Below are 21,108 nucleotides of genomic sequence, written 5' to 3'. Positions count from 1 at the left end.
CGCTGGGAGAGTCAGGCTTCGTCGACAACGGTCAGCTCCTCCTGCTTGAGGGACTGCTTCCCACCGGGCGGGATCTGGTCGTCCGGACCCACCAGCCAGCACTCGACACGACCGCCGCCGGGGCGCTCGATGTCGACCGGGTTCTGGACGGCGCACACGTTCATCGCCTCCGTGCAGCGGGGATGGAACCGGCACCCGTCCGGAGGGTCGACGAGGTCGGGCGGTGCGCCGGGGATGTAGTTCAGACCGGTCGTCGTCAGCGAGATCGTCGATCGCATCAGCGCCCGCGTGTAGGGATGCTGCGGATTCTTGAAGACCTCGGCCACCCGACCCTGCTCGACGATCCGGCCGGCGTACATCACCGCCACCCGGTCACACGCCTCGGCCACGATCCCGACGTTGTGGGTGATCAGCAGCAGCGACGTCTGGAAGTTGCGGCGCAGGTCGTTGAGGATCTGCACGATCTGGGCCTCGACCAGCACGTCGAGGGCCGTGGTCGGCTCGTCCGCCACCACGAAGGCGGGACGCAGCACCAGAGCCAGCGCGATCATCAGGCGCTGTCGCATCCCGCCGGAGAACTCGTGCGGGTAGGAGCGGTAGCGGGTCGGAGGAATCCCCATCAGTCGTAGTACTTCCAGGGCGCGGTCGCGGATCTCGTCCTTGGAGAGGTCCGGCTCGTGCTGCTTGATGGTCTCCTCGAAGTGCTGCGAGATCCGCATCAGCGGGTTCAGCCGGGTCAGCGGCTCCTGGAAGATCATCCCGAGCTCGCGGCCCCGCAGCTGATAGGCCTCCTTCTTGCTGAGCGAGAAGATGTCGCGGCCCCGGAACAGGACCTCGCCGTCCCGCTTGGCACCTTCGGGCAGAAGCCCCATCAGGCCTCGCCCGAGGGTCGACTTCCCGCACCCGGACTCCCCGACCAGGCCCAGGGTCTCGCCGGGAGCCAGGTCGAAGCTCACGCCGTCCACGGCCCGGATAGCGCCTCTGGTCGTGCCGTACCAGACCCGGACGTCGCGGGCCGAGATCACCGGTTCCTGGGGGGCGGGGGCGACGACTTCGTCGGTGAGGTCGATGGCCATGTCAGCCCTGCTCTTCCTGGACGGGCGTCGTGCGTTCGCGCTGCGACATGACGACGGGGAGCAGCCGGCGGCGGCGCAGCGTCGGGTTCAGGGTCTCGTTCAGGCCTTCGCCTACGAGGGTGAGTCCGGTCACCAGGAACACGATGGCCAGACCGGGGTAGAGACCGGTCCACCATACGCCGGAGCCGGCATCGGCCAGGGCACGCTGCAGGTCGTGGCCCCACTCGGCCGCCTGGGTCGACTGGATGCCGAGTCCGAGGAACCCGAGGCCGGCGAGAGTGAGGATGGCGTCGGCAGCGTTCAACGTGCCCAGGACCGGCACGCTGTGCACGACGTTCCCGAAGAGGTACTTGCGCATGATCCTGATGTCCCGTGCCCCGATCGCCCGAGCGGCCTCGATGTACGTCGCCTCCTTGGCGCTGAATGTCGTGTTGCGGACCACCCGGAAGTACTGCGGGATGTAGACCACCGTCAGCGAGACAGACACCGCGATCACGCTGCCGCCGTAGACGTCGGTGAGCAGGAACGACACGACGATGGCCAGCAGGAGGGTCGGGAATGCGTACAGCGCGTCCATGATCAGCACCAGGACCCTGTCCAGTGCGCCGCCGTAGAAACCCGACAGCAGACCCAGCGGAACCCCCAGGACGACACAGAAGAGGATCGAGAGGACCACGACCTCCAGGGCGGTGCGGGCCCCCCAGATCACGCGGGAGAGGACGTCGAAGAAGAGCCGGTCGGTGCCGAACGGATGAGCCGAGCTGGGGTGGCCGGTCTTCGGGAAGTCCACGCCGTGGGCAGAGGACTGGGCGAAGCCGTAGGGGGCGAGCCACGGCGCGAAGATCGCACAGACCACGAAGACCGCGGTGATCAGGATCCCTGCGACCAGCATCCAGCGGGCCAGGCCGGTGGTCTCGGTGAAGGGCTTGGCGAGGGCGGCAAACATGCGTCGCATCAGTACCTCACTCGCGGATCGATGAGGGCGTTGACGACGTCGATCAGCACGCTGACCACCACCACGGCGATCGCGAGGAAGGTGACGATTCCCTGGACTGCGCCGTAGTCGCGGTTGTTGATGTAGAACAAGAGCTTCGAACCGATCCCCGGCCAGTTGAAGGTCTGCTCGGTCAGGATGGCCCCTCCCAGGAGCAGCGCGAACTGGAGCCCAACGATGGTGATGACGGGGATGAGCGCGTTGCGAAAGCCGTGCCGCCACGTCACACTGCTCCGCTTCAGGCCCCGAGCCTCAGCGGCCTCGACGTAGTCGGTCTGCATGGTCTGCAGCATGTTGACGCGCACCAGCCGGATGAAGACCCCGCAGATGAGCAGCGCGAGCGTGAACGCGGGAAGGATCAGGTGCTTGAGCACGTCCTGGACCGCGGTGCCGTTCCCGCTCAGCACGGCGTCGAGAAGGAGGATGTGCGTCTTGGTCGGGACCTCGAAGACGGTGATCGGACTCGCGTCTCCCGACGTGGGCAGACCGAGGGGCTCGGCCACGTAGAACTGGAGCAGGAACCCCACGAAGAAGATCGGCGCAGCGTAGGTCAGGATGCCGAACAACCGAATCACCGCGTCCGGCGCGGAGTCGCGATAGCGACCCGCGAGCAGTCCGAGGGGAATGCCGATCAGCAGGGCGAGGGCGAACGATGCCATCGTGAGGTAGAGAGTGGCGCCGCCGTTGTCCCGGATCACGTGCAGGACGGGTTGGTTGTCGCTGAAGGTGGTCCCGAAGTCGCCGTGCAGCACCGACGACAGGTAGTCCCAGTACTGCGCGAGCAGCGGCCGGTTGAAGCCGAGCGCCTCGCGCCGCTGTTCCAGTGCTTGTGGGTTGAGCTTCCCGCCAAGGGCCGCCGAGACGGGATCACCGGGAGCGACCCGCATCAAGAAGAAGACGAGGGTGAGGATGACCCAGATCATCGGGATCACCAAGAGGATGCGCTGCAGGATGTACCGGGGAAGCGATCCTGATCCAGCACGTGTCATGAGAAGTGCCTCCTGGCACGGGTCGTGGGGAGAGACCTCTCGGGCCTCCCCCCACGACGTCGTGCTCTGAGTAGATCAGCCGTTCTTGGTGACCAACCAGAACCGGAAGATGAACGACGGGTCGAGCGTGCTCTCGACCCCGGACATCCCCTTGCCGTACACCGCGGTGTTCTGTCCCACCCACGACGGGATGAACGGGACGTCCTTGGCCGCGATGTCCTGCAGCTGTCCGAAGATCTGCTGCCTCTTGGCCTGGTCACTGGTGCCCTGCTCCTCGGCGACCAACTTGTCCGCCTGCGGGTTCGAGTAGCCGTTCTGGAAGAACCCTCCGTTGACCAGGAACGGCGACAGGTAGTCGTCGGCGTCCGGGTAGTCGGGGAACCAGCCGAGGATGTACAGGTCGTAGGCACCCTGCTTGTAGATCGTCTGGTACTGATCCCACTCGGTGCTCTTGAGGGTGACCTTGAACAGCCCGCTGGCCTCCAGCTGACGCTGGACCTCGTTGGCCTCGTCCTCGGTGCTCGGCCCGTAGTGGGTGGGCGTCCACCCTACGGTGATGTTGATCGGCGTCTTGATGCCCGCCTTCTGCAGGATGGCCTTGGCCTTGGCCACGTCGGGTGAGCCGTAGGCCGTCTTGAAGGAATCCTTCTGGCCGCCGTAGCCCGGTGGGACGATCGAGTACAGCGGGTCGACGGTGTTGTCATAGGCCTTGCTGGCGATCGCGGTCCGGTCGAAGATCTGGGCCGCGGCTTGGCGTATGGCCAGCTGCTTGCCGACGGCACTCTTGAGGTACCAGACCCAGTAACGGATCTCGGCGCCCTTGCCCGTGGCCACCGTGACGTTGCTGTCCTTCTTGAGCGAGGCGACGTCGGTCGGGGCCAGGCTCCGCCAGGCGACGTCGACCTCCCCGTTCTGGACGGCGAGCTTCAGCGCCGACGGCTCCGTGTAGTACTTGACGAACACCTGGGGCGCCTTGCCCTGGTTGGGGCCCGTGTAGTTGGAGTTGAGCTCGAGCACGCCCTGCTGCCCGGCCTTGTACTGGGCCAGCTTGTAGGGCCCGGAGCCGATGATCTGGTCGTCTGGGAGCTTCTTGTCGGCCGGGAACACCTTGTGGTCCACGATCGCCGCGGCGCCGGGGTACGTCAGCACGTACTGGAACGTCGTGTCGGGGTGGTCGAGGTGGAACACGACGGTCTGGGGGTCGGGCGTCTCGATCGCCCCCTTGTTCATGGTGACCGTGCCGTCCTTGGCGGTGTCGGTGATGCTGCCGAGCAGGTAGATGGCGGCCCCGTTGGCGTCCTGGATCTTGATCGCCCGGTCGAGGCTGTACTTGACGTCCTCCGAGGTGAGCGGGTCGCCGTTGGAGAACTTCTCACCCGGGTTGAGCGTGCAGGTCAGCGTCTTGGGGTCGCTGTAGGTGCACGACTTCGCCGCGTCGCCCTCGATCTTCGTCGAGTTGGGCGGAACCGTCACCAGGGTCTGGTACAGGTTGTACTCCATCGTGGAGGAGCCCAGGTCGTAGGAACCGGCCGGGTCCAGGGCCGTCACCGTGTCGGTGGTGCCGAGGATCCACGGAACACCGGTGCCGGTGGCGGCCGTGTTGCCGCCGCTGCTGTTGCTGCTGCCGCAGGCCGCAAGCGCGACGGCGAGTGCGCCGGCGCCCGTCGCGGCCAGGAGCTTGTGTCGGATCACGAGTCATCCCCTCGTATGGTCGGGTGTGCCGCGCCAAGCCCCACTCCGACCGGGCGCGTTCGTGCCGAGAACATAGCCTGTGGTCCCGATGCGGTCCATCACCGCGGTGTCCCGGGGATGTCGCGAAACCACAACGATTGCCGGCGGGCTCGGAATTGCTGCGGTTTGGTCCCAAACCGCACGTTGGAACGGTCCAAATCTGCGGTTTGGGACCAAACCGCAACTCAGGCCGGAAGCAGCGAGGAGGCCGAGAGGCCGACGAGGGAGTCGGTGAAGACCCGGCCCGGACCCGGTGGGACCTGCACGTGCAGGGGGGCGCAGAGCACCGTGCAGCCCGCCGCGACGGCGGACGTCGCGCCGGTGTCGGAGTCCTCGATCGCCAGGCAGTCACCGGCGAGCACGTCGAGCTCCCGGGCCGCGGTCAGATAGGGCTCCGGGTGGGGCTTGCCGCGGTCGACGGTGTCTCCGGTGACCACCGCGGCGAACGTGTCCACCGGGAGTCCCTCGAGGATCGGCTTGACGAAGCGGGTCCAGGACATCGTGACCAGCGCGCACGGGACGCCCGCCTCACCGAGCGACGAGAGCAGCTCGACCGCCCCCTCGCGCCACGGTACGGCGTGCTCCACCTGCTCGATCACCGAGTCGAGCATCTCCTCGACGATCTGCTCGGGAGCGGGCTCGATGCCCATCCGCTCGCGCATGACGCGTGCTGCGTCGATGAGGTCGAAGCCGACCAGGGTGAGCGACTGCTCGGGCGTCCACGTGCCGCCGTACCTCTCGGCCAGCGCGAGCTCGGCGACCATCCAGTAGGGCTCGGTGTCGACGAGCGTGCCGTCCATGTCCCAGAGCACGGCGGCGTACGAGTCGATCCGGCGACCCGGTGCCTCGTCTCCCACCGGATCAGTCCTCCGGGTCGTAGCCGAGGTTGGGCGAGAGCCAGCGTTCGGCCTCGGCCAGCGTCCAGCCCTTGCGCTCGGCGTAGTCGGCCACCTGGTCGGGCGCGAGCCGGCCGACCACGAAGTACTGCGACTCGGGGTGGCTGAAGTAGATCCCGGACACCGACGCACCCGGCCACATCGCCATCGAGTCCGTGAGCTCCATGCCGGTGTTCGTGGTGACGTCGAGCAGGTCCCACAGGACCTTCTTCTCGGTGTGGTCCGGGCTCGCGGGGTACCCCGGCGCGGGCCGGATGCCGTGGTACTGCTCCTTGATCAGCTGCCGGTTGTCGAGGTGCTCGTCGGGGGCGTAGCCCCACAGCTCACGCCTGATGCGTTCGTGCATCCGCTCGGCGAAGGCCTCCGCCAGCCGATCCGCCAACGACTCGAGCAGGATCCCGGAGTAGTCGTCGAGCTCCTTCTTGAACTCCTCGATCCGATCCTGGCTGCCGATCCCGGCCGTGACCGCGAACAACCCGACGTAGTCCTTGAGGCCGGTCTCCTTGGGCGCGACGAAGTCGGCCAGGCATCGGTTCGGTACGCCGGGCCGGTGTGCCCCCTGCTGCCGCAGCTGGTGGAGTACGGCGTGCGCCTCGCCGCGCTGCTCGTCGAGGTACACCTCGATGTCGTCGCCGACCGAGTTCGCCGGGAACAGACCGACCACACCGTTCGCGGTCAGCCACTTCTCGTCGATCAGGCGCTCCATCATCTTCTGCGCGTCGTCGTACAGCTTCCGCGCGGTCTCGCCGGAGTCGGCGTCCTCGAGGATCTCCGGGAACGACCCCTTCATCTCCCACGCGTTGAAGAACGGCTGCCAGTCGATGTAGCGGCGGATGTCGCCGAGGTCGGCGTTCCGGACGACCCGCACGTGCTGGGTCGCACCCCGGCGGCCGGTGATCGGCGAGACGTCGTGGTCCTGCTGCAGGAGCAGGTGCGGCCGCGGCGGCCGGTAGCCCTGCCACTCGATCGGGGTGCGCGCCGCGCGGGCGTCCTCGAGGGTGGCCAGAGGTCGATCGTTCTTGGCCGCATGCCGGGCCCGCAGCGAGTCGTAGTCGGCCTTGACGTCCGCCATCAGCTTCACGCGGTTGGTCTCGTGCAGGAGCGCGGCGGTGACCGGCACCGAGCGAGAGGCGTCCTTCACCCAGACCACCGGACCGTCGTACCGGGGATCGACCTTGACGGCGGTGTGGGCGCGCGACGTGGTCGCGCCGCCGATCAGCAGCGGCAGCGTGAAGCCCTGGCGCTGCATCTCGGTCGCGACGTTCACCATCTCGTCGAGGCTCGGTGTGATCAGGCCCGACAGCCCGATCGCGTCGGCCTCGACCTCGCGCGCCGTGTCGAGGATCTTCTGCGCCGGCACCATCACCCCGAGGTCGATCACCTCGTAGTTGTTGCACTGGAGCACGACGCCCACGATGTTCTTGCCGATGTCGTGGACGTCGCCCTTCACCGTCGCGGTGACGATCGTGCCGTTGGTGTCCTTCTGCTTGGCCAGCGCGGGGTCCTTGGCCTTCTCCTCCTCGATGAACGGGATGAGGTGGGCCACCGCCTTCTTCATGACGCGCGCGCTCTTGACGACCTGCGGCAGGAACATCTTCCCGGCGCCGAAGAGGTCACCGACGACGTTCATGCCGTCCATCAGCGGACCCTCGATCACCTCGATCGGGTGTCCACCGGCGGCCGCGATCTCGACGCGGAGGTCCTCGGTGTCGCCCTCGACGTAGGTGTCGATGCCCTTCACCAGCGAGTGCGTGATCCGCTCGCGGAGCGGGAGCTCCCGCCACTCCTCAGCAGCTTCCTCGACCTCGCCGGCGGCGGTGTTGTAGCGCTCGGCGATCTCCAGCAGACGCTCGGCGGCGTCGGCGCGCCGGTTGAGGACGACGTCCTCGATCCGCTCGCGCAGCTCGGGGTCCACCTGGTCGTAGACGGTCAAGGCGCCGGCGTTGACGATGCCCATGGAGAGGCCGGCCGCGATCGCGTGGTACAGGAACACCGCGTGGATCGCCTCGCGCACCGGGTTGTTGCCGCGGAAGCTGAAGCTGACGTTGGAGATGCCGCCGGAGACCAGGGCGCCGGGGAGGTTCTCCTTGATCCAGCGGGTCGCCTGGATGAAGTCGTGCCCGTACGCCGCGTGCTCCTCGATGCCCGTCGCGATCGCGAACACGTTCGGGTCGAAGATGATGTCCTCGGGCGGGAATCCCACCTTCTCGGTGAGGATCCGGTAGGCGCGCTCGCACACCGCGGTACGACGTTCCAGGTTGTCGGCCTGGCCGTCCTCGTCGAACGCCATCACCACCGCCGCCGCGCCGTACCGGCGGCACAGCCGGGCGTGCTCGATGAACGCCTCCTCGCCCTCCTTCATGGAGATCGAGTTGACGATCGCCTTGCCCTGCACGCACTTCAGGCCGGCCTCGATCACCTCCCACTTCGAGGAGTCGACCATGACCGGCACCCGCGAGATGTCGGGCTCGGAGGCGATCAGCTTGAGGAAGCGGTCCATCGCCGCGACCCCGTCGATCATCCCCTCGTCCATGTTCACGTCGATGACCTGCGCGCCGGCCTCGACCTGCTGCGCCGCCACGGACAGCGCGGTGTCGTAGTCCCCGTCCTTGATCAGCTTGCGGAAGCGCGCGGAGCCGGTGATGTTCGTGCGCTCGCCGACGTTGACGAACAGGCTGTCCTCGGTGATCGTCACCGGCTCGAGCCCGGACAGCCGCATCGCGCCGTCGATCGTCGGGACCGGTCGCGGCGTGACGCCCTTCGCCGCGTCGGCGATCGCGGCGATGTGGTCGGCGGTGGTGCCGCAGCATCCGCCGACGATGTTCAGCAGCCCGCTGGTGGCGAACTCCCCCAGCACCTCCGCCATGTGGTCGGGGGTCTCGTCGTACTCGCCGAAGGCGTTGGGAAGCCCGGCGTTCGGGTGGGCGGAGACGAAGCAGTTCGCGATCCGCGACAGCTCGGCGACGTACGGACGCAGGTCCTCGGCACCGAGCGCGCAGTTCAGCCCGACTGCGAGCGGCCGGACGTGCCGGATGGAGTTCCAGAACGCCTCGGTCACCTGGCCGGACAGCGTGCGCCCGCTGGCGTCGGTGATGGTGCCCGACACGATCACCGGCCACCGCCGACCGTGCTCCTCGAAGAGCGTCTCGACCGCGAAGATCGCGGCCTTGGCGTTGAGGGTGTCGAAGATCGTCTCGATCAGGAGGATGTCGACGCCGCCGTCCACCAGGCCGCGCGCCTCCTCGAGGTACGCCGCCACCAGGTCGTCGAAGGTGACGTTGCGCGCGCCCGGGTCGTTGACGTCCGGCGAGATCGACGCGGTCTTGGACGTCGGGCCGAGCGAACCGGCCACGAACCGCGGCCGGTCGGGAGTCGAGGCGTCGTCCGCCGCCTCCCGTGCCAGCCCCGCCGCGGCGGCGTTCAGCTCATAGCAGAGGTCCTCGAGACCGTAGTCGGCCTGGGAGATGCGGGTGCCGTTGAAGGTGTTGGTGCAGATGATGTCGGCGCCCGCGTCGAGGTACGCGCGGTGGATCGCACGGATCACCTCGGGGTTGCTCAGCGAGAGCAGGTCGTTGTCGCCGGCCAGGTCACCGTCAAAGGACGCGAAGCGTTCTCCGCGGTACGCCGCCTCGTCCAGGCGATGCTCCTGGATCATCGTGCCCATCGCCCCGTCGAGCACCAGGATCCGCGCGCCGAGGAGCTCGCCGAGCTCCTCGGTCGCATCGGGACGGTGGGTCCCCTCCGGCTGCGGCACAGCACTCCCAAAAATGTCGTCGGCTCTCGTGGGTCACCAGCCTAGGAACGACGTCCCAGGTGGCGGACTCCGTTCCCGCATCGTGACACCGTTCGGGGCGCTCGACGAAATCCCGACCGGACCGCGACCGGACCGTTTCGGTGGGCGGAGCCATCACCTGGATGACTACTGTTGTCGAGTGATCGAGATCGAGGAGATCGACGGCCTGATCGAGCCGGTGGTGATTGCGGCCTTCGAGGGCTGGAACGACGCGGCCGACGCGGCGTCGGCCGTCATCGACCACCTGATCAAGGTCTGGGACGCGCGGATCATCGGCGCCATCGACCCGGAGGAGTTCTACGACTTCCAAGTGAACCGTCCCCTCGTCGGCAGCGACGAGCTCGGGCACCGCCGGATCACCTGGCCGAGCACGCAGCTCGCCGTCGCCTCTCCTCCGGACCTCGACCGCGACGTGATCCTGATCCGCGGCATCGAGCCGAACATGCGCTGGCGCCAGTTCTGTGCCGAGCTCCTGGCCGCCTGTGACGACCTCGGGGGTGAGCTCGTGATCACGCTCGGCGCCCTCCTGGCCGACACTCCGCACACCCGGCCGATCCCGGTCTCGGGGACCGCGACCGAGCCCGACCTGGTCGACCGGCTCCGGCTCGAGCAGTCGACGTACGAAGGGCCGACCGGCATCGTCGGCGTCTTCCAGGACGCCTGCGTGCGGCTCGACGTACCGTCGGTGTCGTACTGGGCGGCAGTCCCCCACTACGTCGCGCAGCCGCCGTGCCCGAAGGCGACGCTGGCCCTGCTCGGGCAGATCGAGGAGCTGCTCGAGTGCGCGATCCCGTTGGGCGAGCTACCGGAGGACGCACGCGCCTGGGAGCGCGGTGTCGACGAGCTGGCCGAGGAGGACGAGGACGTCGCGGACTACGTCCGCGCCCTCGAGGAGACCCGCGACACGACCGACCTGCCGGAGGCGAGCGGCGAAGCGATCGCGCGGGAGTTCGAGCGGTACCTGAAGCGACGCGGCGACGAGGCCTGACCCGCCGAGTCGGCGCAAAGACAGCGCCATCACGCCGAGTCGTCATCTGACGACCCGGTGTCCCTACAGAGGGCTACCGGTCGCTACAGAGCGACGCCGAGCGCGGCGTCGAGCAGCGCACGCATCGACGCGCCCGCCTCGGGATCGCTGGTGTCCGCGAGGCCCGAGCTCCCGAGCGTGGCGTCCGCCCACGCGTCGACGGCCGCGATCGCGGACGGCGCGTCCAGGTCGGTGGCGAGTGCGGTGAGGACGGCGTCCACGACCGGCGCGGCCGGAGCACCGGCACCGACCGCGAGCGCGCGACGCCACCTGTCGAGCTGGTCGATGGAAGCCCACAGCTGGTCGTCGGTCCACTCCCAGTCGGAGCGATAGTGGTGCCGGAGCACGGTCAGCCGGATCGCCATCGGGTCGACGTCGCTGTTTCGCAGGGCCGAGACGAAGACCAGGTTTCCCTTCGACTTCGACATCTTCGCGCCGTCGTAGGCGACCATCCCGGCGTGCACATAGGCCAGGGCGTACGGCGCGCCGGTGAGCACCTGGGCCTCGGAGGCGCACATCTCGTGGTGCGGGAAGATCAGGTCGGTGCCTCCGCCCTGGACGTCGAACCGCTCACCCAGCAGGTCGAGGGCCATCGCGGTGCACTCGACGTGCCAGCCAGGGCGGCCGCGGCCGAGTGCACTGTCGAGGGCCGGCTCACCGGGTCGCTCCGCGCGCCAGACCAGGCAGTCGAGCGGGTCCTTCTTCCCCGCCCGGTCGGGGTCGCCGCCGCGGTCGGCGAAGACCGCGAGCATCTCGTCGCGGGTCCAGCCGGACTCGTCGCCGAACGCCGGATCCGCCGACACCGAGAAGTAGAGGTCGTCGTCCACCTGGTAGACCACACCGACGTCCTGGAGTCGGCGGATCAGATCGACGATCAGGTGCAGCGACTCCTCGGCACCCGGGAAGTGCGCAGGCGGGAGGATCCGGAGCGCGGCCATGTCCTGACGGAACAGCTCGGTCTCCCGTGCCGCCAGCTCGCGCCAGTCGATCCCCACCTTCGCCGCCCGCTCGAACAACGGGTCGTCGACGTCGGTCACGTTCTGCACGTAGACCACGTCGTGCCCGGCGTTGCGCCAGGCCCGGTGGAGCAGGTCGAACGCGACGTACGTCGCGGCGTGGCCCATGTGGGTCGCGTCGTACGGCGTGATGCCGCAGACGTACAGGCGGGCCGGACCGTCAGGACGCGTCTCGACGAGGCCGCCGCTGGCCGTGTCGTGTACTCGAACCGGGGGCGCCGTCACGGGGAGGACAGGCAGGTCCGGAGCAGGCCACGCACGCATATCGGGAGACTACGGCAGCCGTCCCGCTCGTCGTCCGGGTGTCAGAAGGGTGGCCACGGGATGGCCCGCCAGCCCTGGCCGGGCTCCGGCAGGGTGCCGACCCGGAGCAGCCGCTTGACCCGGCGCCGGGTCGCCTCGACCTCGTGCGGCGTGAGCAGACCGAGCAGGCGTTCGCCGATATCTCCCTCGAGCCGGGCGGAGATCTGCTCCAGCCCGTCGCGGTCGTCGTCGGTGAGGAGCTCGCCGGCCCACCCCCACAGCACGGTCCGGAGCTTGTGCTCGACGTGGAAGGTCAGCCCGTGGTCGACGCCGTAACGGTGGCCGTCGGTCATCGTCAGCACGTGCCCGCCCTTGCGGTCGGCGTTGTTCACCACCGCGTCGAACACCGCCATCCGCCGCAGTTCCGGAGTGTCCTCGTGGACCAGCGAGACGACCTGGTCGCGGTCGTCCACGCCCTCGAACACATAGAGGAAGCCCTCGGGCACCTCCGTGTCCGGCACCAGCGTGACGGCCTCCTGGACCGGATCCGGCTCCTGCCAGACCTGCACCATCCCGAGACCGTGCGGGCCGTCGCGGCGGAACGTGAGCGGGACGATGTTCCACGCCAGCGCCTCCGAGACGACGTACGCCGCCTCCTCGCGCTCGGCCAGGGTGCCGTCGGGAAAGTCCCACAGCGGCCGCTCCCCCGCGACCGGCTTGTAGATGACGCGGCAGCCGTCGACCTCGCCGACGAACGTCGCGTTCGACGCCGGCATCACCCGGCCGTGCAGCCTGAGCTCAGCGGTGAGGAGTGTCTGCCCCATCAGGAGGGTCCGTCACGCCGGGTCGCGACGGCGGAACCCGTTCGCGCGGACGCAGAGATGGCCGTCGGGGTCGATCGGGCTGCCGCAGAAGGGGCAGTCCGGACGGCCCGCCTCGAGCACGAGGCTGGCCCGCTTCACGAAGGCGCGCGCCGGGCCGGCCTCGAGGCGGACCAGGAAGACCTCCTCCGGCTCGTCCTCCTCGTCGTCCTCCTCGGCGGTGTCGGTCAGCGGGAAGACCTCGATCACGACCCGGGCGATGGCGGGGTCCCAGGACAGGGTCATGGTGCCCGCCCGGAACTGCTCGTCGATCGGCTGCTCCAGCGGACCGGCGTCGTCCAGCGCGACCGGCGCGACCGCCGGGATCAGCGTGTCGTTTCCGGTGCTGGCCATCACCTCGTCGAGGAGCTCGTCGACGCGCTCCGCGAGCACGGCGACCTGCTGCTTCTCCAGCGCGACGCTGACCATCCGCGGGCCGGAGCGGGCCTGCAGGAAGAACGTGCGCCCGCCGGGTTCGCCGACCGTGCCTGCCACGAAACGCTCGGGCGGGTCGAACTCGTGCATCACGGGCATGGCTCCACCTTATGCAGCGGAGTGGAGCGGCTCAGGGCCGCGTTCCCGCTCCGGCGCCCCCGCCGACGGCGGCACCGTGGTCGGCCCTCTTCCGCGAACCCTTCTTCGGGACCTGCGGGACCAGCCAGGAGAGATCGCCCTCGTGGGTGTTGGCGGACAGGACGTAGGGCCGGGCCTCGGTGTAGCGGATCACCGAGATCGAGGCGGGGTCGACCTGGATGCGCTGGAACAGGTCGAGGTGCATGCCCAGGGCATCGGCGATCACCGACTTGATCACGTCGCCGTGGCTGACCGCCAGCCAGACCGCGTCGGCACCGTGCGCCGCCGTGACGGCGGCGTCCCGACGGCGTACGGCGTCGACCGCGCGCGACTGCATGTGGAGCAGCGACTCCCCGCCCGGGAACGTCGCGGCGGACGGGTTGGTCTGCACCGTCTTCCACAGCGCCAGCCGCGCCAGGTCGCGCAGCTTCCGGCCCTGCCACTCGCCGTAGTCGCACTCGGTCAACGCCTTGTCGGTGTGCACGCGCGGCCTGGTGGCCTGGCGGGCCCCGACGGCCCGCGCCGTCTCCCGGCACCTCTCGAGGGGGCTGGACACGAGCTCGGCGAGCGGTACCACGGCGAGTCTTTCGGCCGCCCGTTCGGCCTGGGTGCGGCCGAGATCGTCGAGATGGACGCCGGGCGTGCGGCCGGCCAGCGTGCCGGACGCGTTCGCCTCGGTACGCCCGTGCCGGAGCAGGATCACGGTGGCCATGGGTCGAGACTAGGGGGCGCCCCCGGGTGGTCCTCGGGGAGTTCCTGCGCGGCTGCGCCTCACGCCTTACCGACGGGACTAGCGTGGGCGCCGTGATCGTGGACAGCGCCGTGTACCGCCAGGGGAAGCGGATCGTCGACGACCTCCCGCCCAGCGATCTGGGCCGCGTCCGCAAGCTCGCGACCGAGCCCGGCGACTTCGTCTGGGTCGGCCTGCACGAGCCGAACGAGGAGGAGCTGGCGACCGTCGAGGAGGAGTTCGGACTCCATCCACTGGCGGTCGAGGACGCCTTCACCGCGCACCAACGTCCCAAGCTCGAGCGCTACGAGCACACGCTGTTCCTGACCGTGAAGTCCCTGTGGTACGTCGATGCCACGGACGCGGTCGAGACCGGCGAGATCAACATGTTCGTGGGCGACGACTTCGTGATCACCGTGCGGCACGGCTCCGGCTCGGAGCTGCACAGCGCACGGCGCGACCTCGAGGCCAAGTCCGCCGTGCTCACCCACGGACCTTCCGCCGTGGTGTACGCCGTGTGCGACCGGGTCGTCGACGGCTACCTGTCGGTGATGAGCTCCCTCGAGGAGGACGTCGACGAGGTCGAGACGTCGGTCTTCTCGGCCCAGCGGACCAACGACTCGGCCCGTATCTACACACTCAAGCGCGAGATCGCCGAGGCCAGGCGCGCCGTACTCCCGCTACGCGAGCCGATGCGGCGCTTCGCCACCGGCGCCGTCCCCGGCATCGACGAGGCGTCCGCGCCGTTCTTCCGCGACGTCCTCGACCACCTCAACCGCGTGGCCGAGACCGTCGACGGGCTCGACCAGCTGCTGTCCACGGCGTTCGACGCCCACCTGGCGCAGATCTCGGTGCAGCAGAACGAGGACATGCGCAAGATCTCAGCCGGCGTCGGCCTGGTCGCCGCGCCCACCCTGATCGCGGGCGTCTACGGCATGAACTTCGTGCACATGCCCGAGCTCACGTGGCAATACGGCTACGCCTACTCGATCGCCCTGATGGTGCTCTTCGTGGGCGCGCTGTGGATGTTCTTCAAGCGGTCCGGCTGGCTCTGAACCTTGCGGTTTGGTCCCAAACCGCAGTCTTGGATCGATCCAGGTTGCGGTTTGGGACCAAACCGCAGGAGCCAGACCCGGCAGCCGTCGGGATCAGGTTGCCGACATCACCCCGCTGGCCAGCAGCACGAGCAGGAGCACACCCAGCGCCACCCGATACGGGATGAACCACGTGATCGGATGGTGGGCGACGAAGCGGAGCAGCCACGCCACCGTCGCGTAGGCGACGACGAACGCCACCACGGTCCCCACGATGGTCTCGCCCACGCTGATGTTGCCGCCGAGCGCGTCCTTCATCTCGAAGATCCCGGCCGCCAGCAGGGCCGGGATGGAGAGGAAGAACGAGAGCCGGGTCGCAGTCACGCGGTCGAGCCCGCGGAAGAGCCCCGCCGAGATCGTCGCCCCAGATCGCGAGACGCCCGGGATCAGGGAGACGCATTGGAAGAGGCCGACCACCACCGCGTCGGTCAGGTTGAGCCGCTTCTCGGACCGGTCCTGGCGCGCGGTCCGCTCGGCGGCCCACATCACCACACTCCAGCCGATCAGCGCATACCCCACGACCCAGAGCGAGCGCAGGTCGTCCTTGATCACGTTCCTGAACGCCAGCCCGACGATGCCGACCGGGATCGTCCCGACGATGATGTACCAGCCCATCCGGAAGTCTCGGTGGCCGCGGTACTCCGGCTTCACCAGACCCAGCACCCAGGTGCGGACGATGTTCCAGATGTCGCGGGCGAAGTAGAGGATCACCGCCGCGATCGCGCCCATCTGGATCACCGCGGTGAAGCCGGTGACGGCCGGGTCGTCGACCTCGAGACCTAGCATCTTCTCGGCGATCGTCAGGTGGCCGGTGCTCGAGACGGGCAGGAACTCGGTGAGCCCCTCCACGATGCCCAAGATGATCGCGTCGAAGTAGTTCATCGGCAGCTTTCGGTGTGGAGGGATGTCGGCAGGATGTCGGCCGGACCAAGGCTAGGGCGTGGACCGAGCTTCGAGTTCGGGACACCCCAAGGACCTGCGAAGGGATACGTTTGTCCGCATGCAACAGCGGGCGGTCGGTGCCACGGGCCTCACGGTCTCGCGGCTCGGCCTGGGGACCATGTCGTGGGGTCGGGAGACCGACGAGCACGAGGCCCGTGACCAGCTGATCGCCTTCGCCGAGGCGGGCGGCACGCTCGTCGACACGGCGGCCGGGTACGCCGACGGCGCCTCGGAGGAGCTGCTCGGCAGGCTGATCGGAGACGTTGTCGCGCGGGACGAGATCGTGATCGCGACCAAGGGAGGTATCTCGCGCCGCCGGGGCGAGCGCGAGACATATGCCTCCCGAGGTCGGCTACTGGCCGACCTCGACGCATCTCTACGTCGGCTCGGCGTCGACCACGTCGATCTCTGGCAGGTCCACACCTGGGTCGACGGCGTGCCGATCGAGGAGACGTTGACCGTCCTCGACCAGGCCGTCGCGTCCGGACGCGCGTCGTACGTCGGCATCTCCAACTACACCGGCTGGCAGACCGCACAGGCCGCCACGTGGCAGCGCGCGGTGCCAGGCCGGGCCACGCTGGCGTCGACCCAGATGGAGTACTCACTGGTCAACCGCCGCATCGAGGCGGACGTCGTGCCCGCGGCCGAGGCGCTCGGCCTGGGCATCCTGCCGTGGTCGCCGCTGGGACACGGCGTGCTCACCGGCAAGTACCGCAACGGCATCCCGTCGGACTCCCGCGGCGCGTCGGAGTCCTTCGGCCGGGTGATCGAGCGTTACCTCGACTCCCGCTGCCAGGGGGTCATCGAGGCCGTCGCCAAGGCCGCGGACGGCCTGGGCTGGTCGATGACCGAGGTGGCTCTCACCTGGGTCCGCGACCGCCCGGGTATCACCGCCCCGATCGTCGGGGCACGCACCGCCAAGCAGCTCCTCGGAGCGTTGGCGGTCGAGGACCTGACCCTGCCATCGGAGATCGTCGCCGCCCTCGACGACGTCTCGGAGGACTGAGCCGTGCCCACAGCCCAGATCTTCGATCCCGCTCTGCGGCGTGCGACCTGGCGGCGGGTGGAGTGGGAGTTCGAGAAGCTCACGATCGCGCGGGAGTTCTCCCGCAACGTCGTGACCACGATGCTCGTCGAGCGCGCCGAGCACGGCGGCTGGGAGCTCGACCGGGTGCACGTCTCTCCCGACGGCACCCGCCGGGTGGTCCTGCGTCGCAAGATCATCCGGATGCGGCCGACGCTCACCTGACGCGTGGGCCGGGCCGGTTCAGATCTCTTCGAGGAACCGGTCGAGGACGCGCGCCCCGAACTCCAACCCGTCCACCGGCACCCGCTCGTCGACGCCGTGGAAGAGCGCGGTGAAGTCGAGGTCGGCGGGCAGCCGCAGCGGCGCGAATCCGTAGCTGCGCAACCCCAGCTTGTTGAAGTGCTTGGCGTCGGTGCCACCGCTCATCAGGTACGGCGCCACCCGGGCGTCGGGGTCCTCGGCGAGGAGGCAGCGGCTCATCGCGTCGACCAGGTCACCGTCGTACGGCGTCTCCCACGGCTGCTGGTGCGAGAGGTAGGTCCGTTCGATGCCCTCGCCACAGAGCACGGCCACGGTCTCGAAGAACTCGTCCTCATAACCGGGCAGGAAGCGGCCGTCCACATGGGCCGTCGCCTCGGTGGGGATCACGTTCACCTTGTATCCGGCCTCGAGCATCGTGGGGTTGGCGGTGTTGCGGATGACCGCACCCATCATCCGGGCGGCGCCGCCGAACTCCTCGACCAGCGCCTCGGCGTTCTCTGGCCTCGCCTCGGTGCCGGCGATCTCAGCGACCGCGGCGAGCAGGGTCTGCATGGCCGGCGTGAGGCGCACCGGCCACTCGTGCGCGCCGATCCGCGCCACCGCGGCCGTCAGCCGCGTCACCGCGTTGTCGTCGTTGATCATCGAGCCGTGGCCGGCTCGACCGCGTGCAGTGAGCTTCATCCAGGCCATGCCCTTCTCGGCCGCCTCGATCAGGTACAGCCGCTGACCCCTGATCGTCGTACTGAACCCGCCGACCTCACCGACGGCCTCGGTGCAGTGCGCGAGATGCTCGGTATGGTCCTCGACCAGCACCTGCGCACCGTGGTGGCCACCGGCCTCCTCGTCGGCGGTGAAGCAGAGCACCACAGGCCGCTCCGGCACCGCACCCGCCCGGGTGCGCGCCCGCACCACCGACAGCACCATCGCGTCGAAGTCCTTCATGTCGACCGCCCCGCGACCCCAGAGGTAGCCGTCTCGGATCTCCCCCGAGAACGGGTCGACCTGCCAGTCGTCGGCGGCCGCCGGGACGACGTCCAGGTGGCCGTGGAGCAGCAACGCACCCTCGCCGCCCGGCGTCGCGCCCCACTGGGCGACCAGCGACGTGCGCCCGGAGTCCAGCTCGAACAGCTCCGAGGAGACCCCGACGTCGTCGAGCAGGGACGCGACGTGTTCGGCCGCCTTCCGCTCCCCCGGTCCGGACTCGTCGCCGTAGTTGCTGGTGTCGATCCGGATCAGGTCCCGGCAGAGGTCGACCACCTCGCCCGCGGGGTCGTAGGCCGGGTCGTACGGCGTACCGGTCGCGGTCTGCTCGGAGTCCTGCGCCATGCCCTCATCCTGACACTCGTCACCACCCCTGAGTGCCCCCCGCGTGCCACCTTGTGCCCCCTTGGGTCGCCCTCCGGAGCGTCGTCACCGATGTGAGGATCGCGGCCCGCGTTGCTAGAGTTCCCTCCGCACTCGTCCGGGTGGCGGAATTGGCAGACGCGCTAGCTTGAGGTGCTAGTGCCCGTATTAGGGCGTGGGGGTTCAAGTCCCCCCTCGGACACCACGGAATCTGTGAGTTGTCGTAGGTCAGGGGCCCAAGCCTGAGCCGCAAACGCACTCATCTGCCGCTGACAGCGCACGGATCTGCCGATGAGCGGATGCATCGTGGGGCCTACGACAGGGTCCGCGGCAGCACTAGATTGCAGCTGTGAGGGATACCTTCACCACTCCGAGCGGGCTCGCGGGCTGGGTCACAGGTTCGGGCCCTGCGGTGCTGCTCTTGCACGGCGGACCGGGCATGACTGACTACATGCAGAGTCTTCTTCCGGAGCTGGACGGTTACCGAGCTGCATCGTTCCAACAGCGTGGAGTCGCTCCCTCGATCTTGGCCGGGCCGTTCGACGTCCCAACGCTGCGCGACGACGTCGTCGAGGTCCTCGACACCCTCGGATGGGAGTCCCCAGCCATAGTCGGCCACTCCTGGGGCGGGCACCTGTTGCTCCACCTCATGGCGGCGGCACCTGCGCGCGTCGGGGCCGCGCTTCTGGTGGATCCACTCGGCGCGGTCGGCGATGGAGGACTGGCCTCCCTCCACGGCGAGTTGATGCGCCGACTCCCGGAGGCCACCGTGGCCCGGTTGGAGGAACTAGACGCCATCGAGGCGACTCGCCCGCTGACGCATGAGGAACACTTGGAGGGCATGGAGATCGCCTGGCCGGGATACTTTTCCAGCCTCGACGTCGCGCAGCCCATCCCCCAGACCGGCCATGCCCCCAGCGACGAAAGCTGGGCCTCCATCCGCGCCGAGCTGCCGGCCCTCCCTGAGCTTCTGCGCGAATGCACTGTGCCAAGCCGTTTTGTGCACGGCGAACTGGACCCCCTACCGGTGACCGCGAGCAGTGACAGCGCCGAGCTCGTGGGCGAACCGGTAGACGTGCTTCCGGGCAACGGTCACTTCCCCTGGCTCGAGGACCCCGGCTGCGTGCGCCGCAGCCTCGACCGGCTCCTCGGTACCGCCAGCTGAGCCGCGTCTGGTAGACGCGGTGCCAAGGCATCCGAATCCGTCCGCACATGCCGCTGACATTGCGCGGACGTGCCGGTGGGTGATCGTGTACATCACGATCCAGCCACAAGCGTCCAAGAGGGCACCAACTGAATGCACCCTTGGGGCATGAGCAGACGCCTGCTGCTGAGCGCCGTCGCCCTTGGGCTGATGGCCACGGGGTGCGGTGCGCATGACAATCAGCCGGGCGCTGACGCCACCCCGACCGTCGCTTTGTCCATCACCGGGACGACCGCAGCTAGCGGGACGACCCTGTGGCCCAAGGATTCGTTTCCCGTCGCAATCCCGGACCGTTGGGTGGTGCTGGACGGGGACGTCGGGGTCACCAAGTCGGGATGCTTCACAATCGGCGACGCCGTGCTGTGGGCTAACCAGGGCTCGCACATCGTCGCCAACGGCGCCGCGATCCACTTGACCGGACTTGGCACTTTCAGGATCGGTGACCACATAGACGCTGCCGGCTCGTTCTACCGAACCAAGGCCGCCTCAAACCTCGCCCCAGTGCCGCGCAAGTGTGCCGACGGGCAGCGGTACATGTCGGTCGCCAGCCTGTACTCACCGCACACGATGCGCGCCCTACCGCCGTGCCTGAACGAGAACGACCCGCCCTTCTGCTGACAGAAACGCACTGTCATGCCGCTGTCAGGTGCGCGCTCCTGCCGATGGGCGTGCGCGTCGTCTAACGACCAGGGATGCTGACCGAGTGGTGCGAGCAACCGGACAACGTGTGTGGATTCTCGCCGTCGCGTCTGTGCTCCTCGTCGCCTGCAACGGGCCACATGCCGGTGTCGCCTGTGACGACGTCGGCGCCTCGATGGCAGTTCAGATCGACTACGCCAACGTCCTTCGCCTCCATCCGCAGGCGCTCACGGTCCGGGCATGTGTTGAGAATGACTGCACGATGCAGATCATCCCGAGCGGTCAGAACCGCCTGTCGATCGTGGCCTTGGGTCAGCATGTCCTGCACACGGGGCACGCGGCTGGTGTGCAGCTGGACATCACCGACAATTCCGGGCGTGCCGTCTTCGCGGGAATTGCTGCCATCGAGCCGGGCAACGGCCAGCCAGACGACTCCGATTGTCCGACTGCATGGGTCGGGCATGTCATCGCCACTGGGTCTCACACGCTGAAAGAAGCAACGACCGGCTGATCGAAGAAGCGCACGCTCATGGCTCCCTTCTGTGTCAAGACACCTTCGGGAGGGTGGGTTTAGGCTGAGGGTCGACGGGTCCCGGAGTGGCTTGTCCGAAGTGCCGGTGTTGGGGTTGTGAGCCGGTCGCGCTGGAGTCAGAGTCGTTGCCCCGTTGC

The 21,108-nt window shown here is 68.6% G+C and carries 19 protein-coding genes and 1 tRNA gene; 8 read left to right on the top strand and 12 right to left on the bottom strand.

Going from position 1 to position 21,108, the window contains the following annotated elements:
* Nucleotides 1–11: 11 nt before the first annotated feature.
* The 6 genes from VGJ24_RS01295 to metH all read right to left on the bottom strand — a co-directional run bounded on the left by VGJ24_RS01295 (nt 12) and on the right by metH (nt 9,350).
* On the bottom strand, nt 12–1,076 hold the full coding sequence (locus tag VGJ24_RS01295; RefSeq protein WP_331498639.1) for an ABC transporter ATP-binding protein: 1,065 nt from the start codon (nt 1,074–1,076) through the stop codon (nt 12–14).
* 1 nt (nt 1,077) lies between these two features.
* Nucleotides 1,078–2,031, bottom strand: a complete 954-nt coding sequence (locus VGJ24_RS01290; RefSeq protein WP_331498638.1) for an ABC transporter permease — start codon at nt 2,029–2,031, stop codon at nt 1,078–1,080.
* A complete protein-coding gene (locus tag VGJ24_RS01285; RefSeq protein WP_331498637.1) occupies nt 2,031–3,059 on the bottom strand; it encodes an ABC transporter permease in 1,029 nt (342 codons plus the stop codon). Before VGJ24_RS01285 ends, VGJ24_RS01290 begins: the two co-directional genes overlap by 1 nt.
* A 75-nt stretch (nt 3,060–3,134) precedes the next feature.
* Entirely contained in the window at nt 3,135–4,751 is a 1,617-nt protein-coding gene (locus tag VGJ24_RS01280; protein ID WP_331498636.1) for an ABC transporter substrate-binding protein, read from the bottom strand.
* Nucleotides 4,752–4,975: 224 nt separating this feature from the next.
* Nucleotides 4,976–5,647: an HAD family phosphatase gene (locus tag VGJ24_RS01275; protein ID WP_331498635.1), complete on the bottom strand. Its 672-nt coding sequence runs from the start codon at nt 5,645–5,647 to the stop codon at nt 4,976–4,978.
* 4 nt (nt 5,648–5,651) lie between these two features.
* Nucleotides 5,652–9,350 carry a methionine synthase gene (metH, locus tag VGJ24_RS01270; protein ID WP_414691029.1) on the bottom strand — a complete coding sequence of 1,233 codons (3,699 nt, stop codon included), beginning with the start codon at nt 9,348–9,350 and terminating at the stop codon, nt 5,652–5,654.
* A gap of 268 nt (nt 9,351–9,618) precedes the next feature.
* Here metH and VGJ24_RS01265 point away from each other — a divergent pair, with 268 nt between their 5' ends.
* Complete coding sequence (locus VGJ24_RS01265; RefSeq protein WP_331498633.1) at nt 9,619–10,467, top strand: PAC2 family protein; 849 nt, start codon at nt 9,619–9,621, stop codon at nt 10,465–10,467.
* 83 nt (nt 10,468–10,550) lie between these two features.
* Here VGJ24_RS01265 and mshC read toward each other — a convergent pair whose 3' ends face one another.
* From mshC to VGJ24_RS01245, 4 genes are read right to left on the bottom strand one after another with little or no spacing between them, the layout of a single operon-like run.
* Complete coding sequence (mshC, locus tag VGJ24_RS01260) at nt 10,551–11,786, bottom strand: cysteine--1-D-myo-inosityl 2-amino-2-deoxy-alpha-D-glucopyranoside ligase (RefSeq protein ID WP_331498632.1); 1,236 nt, start codon at nt 11,784–11,786, stop codon at nt 10,551–10,553.
* A gap of 41 nt (nt 11,787–11,827) precedes the next feature.
* On the bottom strand, nt 11,828–12,589 hold the full coding sequence (locus VGJ24_RS01255; protein ID WP_331498631.1) for an SCO1664 family protein: 762 nt from the start codon (nt 12,587–12,589) through the stop codon (nt 11,828–11,830).
* A 12-nt stretch (nt 12,590–12,601) separates the two neighbouring features.
* Nucleotides 12,602–13,159, bottom strand: coding sequence for a DUF3090 family protein (locus VGJ24_RS01250; RefSeq protein WP_331498630.1), 558 nt, complete (start codon nt 13,157–13,159; stop codon nt 12,602–12,604).
* 31 nt (nt 13,160–13,190) lie between these two features.
* The gene (locus VGJ24_RS01245) at nt 13,191–13,910 is read right to left on the bottom strand and encodes a histidine phosphatase family protein (RefSeq protein ID WP_331498629.1); all 720 of its coding nucleotides are present in this window, start codon (nt 13,908–13,910) and stop codon (nt 13,191–13,193) included.
* A gap of 92 nt (nt 13,911–14,002) precedes the next feature.
* On the opposite strand from VGJ24_RS01245, the gene corA reads away from it, so the two are divergent.
* Nucleotides 14,003–14,983, top strand: a complete 981-nt coding sequence (gene corA, locus VGJ24_RS01240; protein WP_331498628.1) for a magnesium/cobalt transporter CorA — start codon at nt 14,003–14,005, stop codon at nt 14,981–14,983.
* Between the two features lie 93 nt (nt 14,984–15,076).
* Here corA and VGJ24_RS01235 read toward each other — a convergent pair whose 3' ends face one another.
* Nucleotides 15,077–15,904, bottom strand: coding sequence for an undecaprenyl-diphosphate phosphatase (locus VGJ24_RS01235; protein ID WP_331498627.1), 828 nt, complete (start codon nt 15,902–15,904; stop codon nt 15,077–15,079).
* Nucleotides 15,905–16,022: 118 nt separating this feature from the next.
* On the opposite strand from VGJ24_RS01235, the gene VGJ24_RS01230 reads away from it, so the two are divergent.
* Nucleotides 16,023–16,970: an aldo/keto reductase gene (locus VGJ24_RS01230; protein ID WP_331498626.1), complete on the top strand. Its 948-nt coding sequence runs from the start codon at nt 16,023–16,025 to the stop codon at nt 16,968–16,970.
* Between the two features lie 3 nt (nt 16,971–16,973).
* Complete coding sequence (locus VGJ24_RS01225; protein WP_331498625.1) at nt 16,974–17,213, top strand: DUF5703 family protein; 240 nt, start codon at nt 16,974–16,976, stop codon at nt 17,211–17,213.
* An 18-nt stretch (nt 17,214–17,231) separates the two neighbouring features.
* On the opposite strand, the gene VGJ24_RS01220 is transcribed toward VGJ24_RS01225, so the two are convergent.
* Nucleotides 17,232–18,578: a M20/M25/M40 family metallo-hydrolase gene (locus VGJ24_RS01220; protein WP_331498624.1), complete on the bottom strand. Its 1,347-nt coding sequence runs from the start codon at nt 18,576–18,578 to the stop codon at nt 17,232–17,234.
* Nucleotides 18,579–18,712: 134 nt separating this feature from the next.
* On the opposite strand from VGJ24_RS01220, the gene VGJ24_RS01215 reads away from it, so the two are divergent.
* From VGJ24_RS01215 to VGJ24_RS01200, 4 genes are all read left to right on the top strand, one after another.
* Nucleotides 18,713–18,801 (top strand) — tRNA-Leu (locus tag VGJ24_RS01215).
* A 144-nt stretch (nt 18,802–18,945) separates the two neighbouring features.
* Nucleotides 18,946–19,761, top strand: a complete 816-nt coding sequence (locus tag VGJ24_RS01210; protein ID WP_331498623.1) for an alpha/beta hydrolase — start codon at nt 18,946–18,948, stop codon at nt 19,759–19,761.
* Nucleotides 19,762–19,908: 147 nt separating this feature from the next.
* A complete protein-coding gene (locus VGJ24_RS01205) occupies nt 19,909–20,418 on the top strand; it encodes a hypothetical protein (RefSeq protein WP_331498622.1) in 510 nt (169 codons plus the stop codon).
* Nucleotides 20,419–20,503: 85 nt separating this feature from the next.
* The gene (locus tag VGJ24_RS01200) at nt 20,504–20,950 is read left to right on the top strand and encodes a hypothetical protein (protein ID WP_331498621.1); all 447 of its coding nucleotides are present in this window, start codon (nt 20,504–20,506) and stop codon (nt 20,948–20,950) included.
* Nucleotides 20,951–21,108 lie beyond the last annotated feature (158 nt).

The sequence above is a fragment of the Nocardioides sp. genome (genome assembly GCF_036493135.1).
GTDB lineage: Bacteria > Actinomycetota > Actinomycetes > Propionibacteriales > Nocardioidaceae > Nocardioides.
Note: the sequence above shows the minus strand (reverse complement) of the source record. Positions and strands in the feature narration are given on the sequence as shown.